This window comes from Nostoc sp. UHCC 0251 (assembly GCF_034932245.1).
Classification (GTDB): domain Bacteria; phylum Cyanobacteriota; class Cyanobacteriia; order Cyanobacteriales; family Nostocaceae; genus Nostoc.
The window spans coordinates 1-7,218 of the sequence record NZ_JAYGHD010000443.1; the positions used below are offsets into that span (position 1 = coordinate 1).

Sequence of the window (7,218 nt, forward strand, 5' to 3'; positions counted from 1 at the left end):
GGCTAAAATATGGTGTAAATGAAGAAGGTATCTTGATATGTATTGAAGATATCAACAGGGGGAAGACTTCACTTAAGTGTCCTTACTGTCATAGTGATTTAACTGCCAAGAAAGGCAAGGTGAAAGAGCATCATTTTGCTCATTATGGAGAAACTTGTCGCCCCGTAGCTAACCGGGAATTTCCAACACTGCCACTCTATGATAATTTCAATATTCAATTATCTGGCAAGGATTTGGCACAATTAAAACTGCTTTGGCAGGAGTACGGAGCCAAAAATTACCCTATTAGTTCTTGCTTAGTTACTCCAGGGTTGATAAAAGCAGGAATGTTGAGAAAAAATGTTTGCATTAAACCACCTGAGTATGAATTTAGTGATTTGGGTAAAGTTCCTGTTGGAGCGCTAGAGTTATCACAATTCAACGATGTGCAGGAGCCGCTATTACTTAAAAAACTGCTGAAACTTGAGCTAGCTTTTAAACACGCTCTGTACAAAAACGCTTCAGATTTGGCATATCGACTTACTGATTTAAAACTATACCGCGCTCAACTTCAACGTATTTTATCCTCTAACCTGTATTTTTTAGAAATTGAAACGAATATTGGAATTATCTACAAGATAGGAGTAACCCAAAGACCCGTTATCAAGCGAGTAGCAGAAGTAAAAATTGATTTACTTGCTCATTATTCGAGTGTTGCTATTAAAGTATTAGGAACTTGGGAGCATAGAGGTAATGTTGAACTGTATTTCAAACACCGCTATCAGGGTTTTAATTATCCCATCGGAAGTTTAACTGAGTATTATAAGTTTAATGCTGAGGATACCAAAATGGTGCTGTGCGACCTGCAACAAATGCAACCTAAAATACTATCTCTTGATGAAATAGATATTCTTGAGGAGAATACTAGCTTGATTCAAGTTGCTGTGTAGCGTTTCATTTTGGTATGAACTACTGCGATCGCCCTTTTTCCTCTAAGAAACTGGAACTGGGGGGCATAGTTTACCACCGCAGGAATCCCTTAATCTGCTGCATGAGAGATACCATTTTGATATTTCTATTTTTATTTACTTAAAGTAAATTCACCGAAAATTTATATACTTTAGGTACTAATAAAGAATTAGTAAATATTATTTTTATTTTGCCCAGATAAAAATATTAAATAATAGTTTACTAAAAGTTGCGGGGTGCGAGTAGCAATGTAATGTGGGACTCGCAACCATTAAACTACGTTTTAATGCTGAAATCCTCCAATTTTAATTAATTGAGAAATTTCCTAATGAAATGATTTTAGTAGCGTTATCTAAAATTACTACGAATGTATTTATTACTAAAGGATAAAAACGTATGAAACTTGGCTACCTCGCTTTATCGTTCATACAAATAGCATTGCTGAGTTTGGGGTTAAATGTGACAAAAGCGGATGCTGAAGTTACTTTTCCTTTTGAGGCTACTTACAATACAGAAAGTGTTTTTCAACCGATTCAGGATAATGTATTTAAATCAACTGTAACGGGTAAAAGTACTGATGCGCCTTATGGTTTGACTAATTTTATAAGAATGAATTATATCGAAAGGAATGACAATACAGGAGTGGAATCAATAGTTAAAGATGCCACAGAGTTTGGTATAAATGGATTACCAATTCTTACTGAGACATTTTTGGGTAGCGGTGACGATAAATTATTTGCAAGCACTACTGGTACTGCTATACGTAACGTTGAAGATTTTACGGCATCGATTTCCGGCACTACAACAATTGTAGGTGGAGAAGGTAATTTTCAAGGTGCAACAGGAATTTTAACGCTTTCGGAGAACGTAATTTTCAATCTGAATGCAACAACGGAACCTAGAACCACAGGTACAGTTGTCTTAAGTGGTTCCTTTACGGTTCCTCAAAAAGTTTCGGAAGCGGGAAATACTACAACATTGGTTGGTATAGGAATAATTAGTGCTAGTTTATTGTTGCGTCAACGCCGGAAAATAATTTCTAAGTAATAAGATGTACCTGTTCAGTATGTTGAAAAAGTGCGTTCCTCTTTGAAGTCTGGCTAATTGAGAAATAACAATGTTGAGTTTTTGCGCTTATGACATCTTTTCAAGAATCTCATCAGTCGTCTTAATTTGGTTTTTTCCTATATTACGTTTCAGCAAAAAAATACCCGCATCATGTGCTTGTTGACCACCATCACTAAAGCAAGCATCCTCGATAATGACTGGTTCAATACCACGCTCAAAAGAGTCAATTGCTGTCTTCAAAATACAGCTATCAGTTTCAACTCCACAAAGATATATTTTGCTGATTTGATTAATTAAAATAAAACTTGAAAACTTCTCCGTAAATGCAGAGTAATAAGGTTTATCAAAAATATGATTTATATATGGCTGAAGTTCATCAACAATGCTCGTTTCTGGTTCATCTATCAACCTTGACCAATGAATTAGTTTGACATAATTGCTGTCAGGAGTATTGATAAATCTTGTGAATTCAACGAGTTTCCCAGCCGCTAAAAAATGCTCAATTGATTTAATGACAATAGGAATAATATGTCTGCATTTGTCAGACATAAACCCGTTTTGCATATCTACTACAAGAAGCATTTCGCTCATTTGTGCCAGAATTTATTTAGATGATGACTCACCATTCTCCTCAATCATCTTCCAATTACGTATCTGAGGCTGAAGTTCAGCAATTTCAGTCTCAGTTACTGGCGGCAAATCACCACTATAAAGAACACAAGTTTTTTGTAGTAAAGCTTCCACTGTTTTTGCTCCTTCACGAGTCACAATTTTAATTAAGCGTGCAGTAAGACATCGTTTATTGTGAAACTGAGCTTAGTCATCTTCATCCATTAAGCGACAACGACTTTGGGTCTTGCAAGCAAGTCGAGAAGAACGCTCTCGTACAATAGTCGCTAAATCTGGTCGTCCTGTTAGAAAAAGTCGCCAATCTGCCCAAATTCCATATAGGAAGTCGGCAATAGCACCGATAACTGGTAAGGAAGTTGCAGCATAGACCCAACCCATACCCAGAATTTCGTAAATGCGATGGAAAACTTCAACATTTTTAACTAGCGTTCCGTCTGGCAACACAGCATGAATACGCCCCATTGCAGTTTCATAGTCAACACCGCCATCTGCTTGGGGATTGTAGTCATCAGCTGCAATATCTACAAACGCCACCAGCCCTCGACCCGCGTCCCGCTTTTTCAAAAAGTTAACCTCACGCAGACACAAGGGACATTGGCCGTCATACAGCAGTTTGATTTTCCACGACGGCAGAGTGGATAAAGGCTGGTCTAGAGAGTTGTTACAACCGTAGGATTGGATTTGTGGTGAGGACATTTTGGGATCTTAACTAAGTTTATTTCCTTACATCAAGCGTAACGCCTCTGGAATTATAGGGTTTGGCCCATTCGAGCGACGCGTAGCTTGCCGCCTTCGGCATCGCTACTAGCGTGAAGGGCGTAATCCCAAAACCAATGAGCCAATGAGAATTCCAGCAACCATTGTGCCTGCATTCTCTGCTTGTTACAGTTTAAAGAAAAAGTAGCGCCATAAAGCATAAGTAAGCCACCCTACCCAAAAGGCTGGCCCCACCGTTCCCAGTTCTCCTTATTAAATGGACTGCGCCACTTCAAAATAATGTTCAACTCCAACTCTTGCCGTGTGCGTCGATCAACCGGAGCATCCCACCAAAATGCGGCGTTGACTGCTGTTTTTAACCCATAGCGATAATGTAAATCCTGGTAGCTGGCGATGTAATCTTTGCAGGCGTGTATACCCTGCCATCGCTTGTTACTGCGGCACGTTTCCCCAACATATAGCACTAGCCCACCTGCTGAATCCAAAATAAAATATAGACAAGTATCGCCAGAGCTATCAGCAGGTTTTCTGTAGAAAGACATTGGGACAAGGTGTAGCTTCAGTGGGTCAATTGCGTTGGGATCGCAGTGGTTGGAGGTGGGGTCGAACAGTGTAGTCTGCTGTAATGGTTGGCTTTCTCGCTGCCGTTGCTGATGAGTCAGTATGCGCGATTTCCATTCTTGTAAAGCATCAGCACTCATCAGCAGAGTGTCTGTTTTTCTACCGTAGCTAGGTGTAATTGTATTGTTGGCAAAGAGATTGAGTTGTTGGGGTTCCAAAGATGTTTGTTGAGTGCAACCAGAGTCATGATAAAGTATTTCAACACAGAGATGACAGTGGCGATCGCTCAGACTAGGGGCTAATTGATTAAGAACTCAATAAACCAGACATATTTAAAACTCGTTCTGACCAATTAGAAGCAACATCAGCTATGCTTACCCTTTGGCTTGATTGCTCCTTGATGGTATCCCAATTGCGTTGCCAATCTTGTAACAAGTCTTGAAGTTGGTTTAATTCGACATTATAGGTTTCACTATTTTGCTGTATTAAAGACAAATACAACAAACTTTCGTGTAACAATACTGAAATAACTTGGTTACAATCGCTACTTTGTACCCAAGACTTCAAGTGTGCCAGACTTGATGCTAATTCACCCAATTGCTGTGGTTGGGTTAGATGTAAAAAACTAGCTTCAATCGCACTCCAGTTGGGCATCAAAATCCTCCTAGCAACTGCTGGATAAAAAATAATTTTGCGTTGAAGCATCGATTGAAAGAGTTAGTGGTATATTAGTACAAAAGAACTATCAAACCAGGTTCAACAGCTTCAAACTGCAATAGTTATTAATACTTTGTACTTCCAAATTGAGGAATGCTATGGCAGATTCTAATTCCCTATTTTCTTTGTATGAAGAATTAGTACAAGATCATTCCAGCCAATTCGATCCACAAATTGCTTCTTTGCAAGAGTTGGTCATTACACGAATGCAAGAAATTCGTGACGCAGAACAGAGCTTAGTAGAAGCACAAGCAATAGAACTCAAACGAATTACTGATGCTTTGGCACATGATGCTCGTTGCTTGTTGTCAACACCAGGACTAAGAACATTTGTGCAAGAGTTAAAACAGACTAAAAGTAATAATTGGTACACGCGCCAATCTGAATTTAGTATTGCAGAAGATCCAACTACTTGGTTATTGGCAATGCTCAAACTACCGATAGGTTTGAGCAACTACCAAACTCACGAAGACCTGAATGGTTATGATGACGAACGTAACTTTATCGGGTATAGCTATACTCTGTCTCTAAAATTAGGTTCAGTTGAGCATTCGCTCAATGAAATACCATTAAAACGCATATATAACGTCAACGAGTGTAGTGAAACTTCTATAAAAGGGCAAATTGAGGACTACATTTATGGTGACGTAAAATATTTACTTAGAGATATGGAATATCCAGAGTCACAAAAACAGCAATTAGCGGCTGAAATCAGCACATTAGTAGGTTACTCCCTCAAAATATTCGCACTTAAACCTAGAAGAGCTATTTTTAATTATTCATCCATAGAGGAAGACTGATGCAATTGTATTTGAGCTTGTCAGCCTATGGTGGAGTTTCAACCCGTGAAGCATTAACAATATTTTGGAATGCAGGAATCCGGTATATTGAGCTAGCAATTGGGCCTCGACCTGATACTGATTCAGCGCAAGCAGTAGAGGATTTTAGACAACAGGGAATGGTCTATCGAGCGCATCACGCTTTTGTTTGGAGCGCACGCCATTATCCTTTCAACCTAGCTCAACCTCAAGATTGGAAATATTTTGAGCAACTGATAGACTATTTAGCTAGTATGGGTGTTACCGCTTATTCAGTGCATGGGGGAAACTTCTGTAAAACAACTGAACGCGTCTTAGCGTATACAACATTTGTAAAAAACATTCATCGTCTTCATCGGCTTTGTCTGACGCGAGGTATTGTTCTGGGTGTAGAAACAATGTATCCTACACTCCCAAATAGTGCTGTTGAGAACCTCTTAGATAATGCTTCAGAACTTGCTCAATTTTGTCAAGATGTTCCCCAAGTCAAGATAGTTGTTGACTTGGCCCATCTCAATATTTGGCGTGACAAAACCGAAATACTGTTGAATGAATGGTTGGGACTTCCACCAGAGAAACTTTTAGAGATTCACATCTCAGACAATGATGGACGGCAAGATATTCACTCACGCATTACACCCCATACTTGGTGGACATCGCATATTACTCAATTTCCAGTGGGAGTTCCACTTGTGCTAGAAAGCCGATTAAATCGATTGCCTGTTTCAGTAGTACAGCAAGAGTACGAGCGGATCGTTGCTTTAATAGTAAGCTTTTAATGTCAAATGAGACTAAGCACTAATAGATTCAGATAACAAACCAGACATATTTAATACTTGTTGCATTTTACTACTGGTAAGTGCTTTAAGTCCAAAATAGAGCGCCTGGTTGTGGGATGATATATGCCAAAATCACGAAAACTAGAAGAAACTTTATCTATTCTTGCCCAAATTCGAGAGCATCCCACAAGTGAGGAAGGGATCATAATTTTACGCCAAGGTCTTAAGAGTAAATATTCTATAGCTGTTGCCCAAGCAGCCAAGATAGTAGGCGAATCTACTATGACTGAGTTGGTTGGCGATCTTGTAGAAGCTTTTGCTCGAATGATGGTCAAACCCACACAAGTAGACCAAAATTGTCTTGCCAAGAAAGAGATAGCACAAGCACTGTATCACTTAGAATACAGCGATGAAAACCTTTTTCTGCAAGGGATTCGACATATTCAGATGGAGCCAGTATGGGGAGGAGTTGAAGATACTGCTGCCCATCTTCGGGGTATATGTGCTTTAGGTCTGGTGAGAATGAACTACTCAGACGTAATGAACGAATTAGCCGATCTACTAGCTGACCCCAAACCAGAAGCAAGAACTGCTGCTGCAAAGGCGATCGCCTACACAGAAAATCCCCAAGGTGTACCTTTACTTCGTTTAAAAACCCGCATCGGCGATCAAGCACCACAGGTGATTTCGGAGTGTTTCAGTGCTTTGTTACAATTAGCTCCAACTGATTCACTTGCAATAGTTGCTGGTTTTCTTTTTGACCCAAAGGAGCAAATCTGTGAGTTAGCAGCATTGACGTTGGGTGAATCACGATTAGAGGAAGCATTTGATCATCTCAGAAATTGCTGGCAGCAAACAAGAAACGTAGAACTTCGTCGCACATTGTTACTCGCAATAGGGATGTTGCGACAAGATAAAGCAATAGATTAAGCTAATCGGCATTTAAATTGCAACATAGTCACTATTGCCTTTGTTTTTTA

At 39.5% G+C, this 7,218-nt stretch carries 10 protein-coding genes and 1 pseudogene; 6 read left to right on the forward strand and 5 right to left on the reverse strand.

The features are described from left to right. Positions 1 to 929 (forward strand): GIY-YIG nuclease family protein (locus VB740_RS34895; RefSeq protein WP_323204385.1); only part of this gene is annotated, 929 nt, incomplete at its 5' end. A gap of 415 nt (positions 930 to 1,344) precedes the next feature. Then, complete coding sequence (locus VB740_RS34900; RefSeq protein WP_323204386.1) at positions 1,345 to 1,995, forward strand: hypothetical protein; 651 nt, start codon at positions 1,345 to 1,347, stop codon at positions 1,993 to 1,995. An 87-nt stretch (positions 1,996 to 2,082) separates the two neighbouring features. Here the strand turns inward: VB740_RS34900 and VB740_RS34905 are convergent, their stop codons facing one another. The 3 genes from VB740_RS34905 to VB740_RS34915 are packed head-to-tail and all read right to left on the reverse strand — an operon-like array spanning position 2,083 to position 3,342. Next, positions 2,083 to 2,607: an isochorismatase family cysteine hydrolase gene (locus VB740_RS34905; protein WP_323204387.1), complete on the reverse strand. Its 525-nt coding sequence runs from the start codon at positions 2,605 to 2,607 to the stop codon at positions 2,083 to 2,085. A gap of 12 nt (positions 2,608 to 2,619) precedes the next feature. Then, positions 2,620 to 2,784: a hypothetical protein gene (locus VB740_RS34910; protein ID WP_323204388.1), complete on the reverse strand. Its 165-nt coding sequence runs from the start codon at positions 2,782 to 2,784 to the stop codon at positions 2,620 to 2,622. Between the two features lie 48 nt (positions 2,785 to 2,832). Further along, complete coding sequence (locus VB740_RS34915; RefSeq protein ID WP_323204389.1) at positions 2,833 to 3,342, reverse strand: DUF393 domain-containing protein; 510 nt, start codon at positions 3,340 to 3,342, stop codon at positions 2,833 to 2,835. Between the two features lie 112 nt (positions 3,343 to 3,454). Here VB740_RS34915 and VB740_RS34920 point away from each other — a divergent pair. Continuing rightward, a pseudogene (locus tag VB740_RS34920) lies at positions 3,455 to 3,558 on the forward strand (HU family DNA-binding protein); the annotation flags it as partial. Between the two features lie 17 nt (positions 3,559 to 3,575). Here the strand turns inward: VB740_RS34920 and VB740_RS34925 are convergent. Both VB740_RS34925 and VB740_RS34930 read right to left on the reverse strand, forming a co-directional pair. Further along, the gene (locus VB740_RS34925; protein WP_323204390.1) at positions 3,576 to 4,142 is read right to left on the reverse strand and encodes a GIY-YIG nuclease family protein; all 567 of its coding nucleotides are present in this window, start codon (positions 4,140 to 4,142) and stop codon (positions 3,576 to 3,578) included. Positions 4,143 to 4,230: 88 nt separating this feature from the next. Next, positions 4,231 to 4,629: a hypothetical protein gene (locus tag VB740_RS34930; protein ID WP_323204391.1), complete on the reverse strand. Its 399-nt coding sequence runs from the start codon at positions 4,627 to 4,629 to the stop codon at positions 4,231 to 4,233. Between the two features lie 110 nt (positions 4,630 to 4,739). Here VB740_RS34930 and VB740_RS34935 point away from each other — a divergent pair, with 110 nt between their 5' ends. The 3 genes from VB740_RS34935 to VB740_RS34945 all read left to right on the forward strand — a co-directional run bounded on the left by VB740_RS34935 (position 4,740) and on the right by VB740_RS34945 (position 7,168). Continuing rightward, complete coding sequence (locus VB740_RS34935) at positions 4,740 to 5,441, forward strand: hypothetical protein (RefSeq protein WP_323204392.1); 702 nt, start codon at positions 4,740 to 4,742, stop codon at positions 5,439 to 5,441. Further along, positions 5,441 to 6,238 carry a sugar phosphate isomerase/epimerase family protein gene (locus tag VB740_RS34940; RefSeq protein WP_323204393.1) on the forward strand — a complete coding sequence of 266 codons (798 nt, stop codon included), beginning with the start codon at positions 5,441 to 5,443 and terminating at the stop codon, positions 6,236 to 6,238. The genes VB740_RS34935 and VB740_RS34940 overlap by 1 nt, the downstream gene beginning before the upstream one ends. 123 nt (positions 6,239 to 6,361) lie before the next feature. After that, entirely contained in the window at positions 6,362 to 7,168 is an 807-nt protein-coding gene (locus VB740_RS34945; protein ID WP_323204394.1) for a HEAT repeat domain-containing protein, read from the forward strand. Positions 7,169 to 7,218 lie beyond the last annotated feature (50 nt).

Coding starts and splice junctions, on each gene's coding strand:
- VB740_RS34915 (WP_323204389.1), bottom strand. CDS start 3,342: ATGTCCTCACCACAAATCCAATCCTACGGTTGTAACAACTCTCTAGAC.
- VB740_RS34905 (WP_323204387.1), bottom strand. CDS start 2,607: ATGAGCGAAATGCTTCTTGTAGTAGATATGCAAAACGGGTTTATGTCT.
- VB740_RS34935 (WP_323204392.1), top strand. CDS start 4,740: ATGGCAGATTCTAATTCCCTATTTTCTTTGTATGAAGAATTAGTACAA.
- VB740_RS34940 (WP_323204393.1), top strand. CDS start 5,441: ATGCAATTGTATTTGAGCTTGTCAGCCTATGGTGGAGTTTCAACCCGT.
- VB740_RS34945 (WP_323204394.1), top strand. CDS start 6,362: ATGCCAAAATCACGAAAACTAGAAGAAACTTTATCTATTCTTGCCCAA.
- VB740_RS34930 (WP_323204391.1), bottom strand. CDS start 4,629: ATGCTTCAACGCAAAATTATTTTTTATCCAGCAGTTGCTAGGAGGATT.
- VB740_RS34900 (WP_323204386.1), top strand. CDS start 1,345: ATGAAACTTGGCTACCTCGCTTTATCGTTCATACAAATAGCATTGCTG.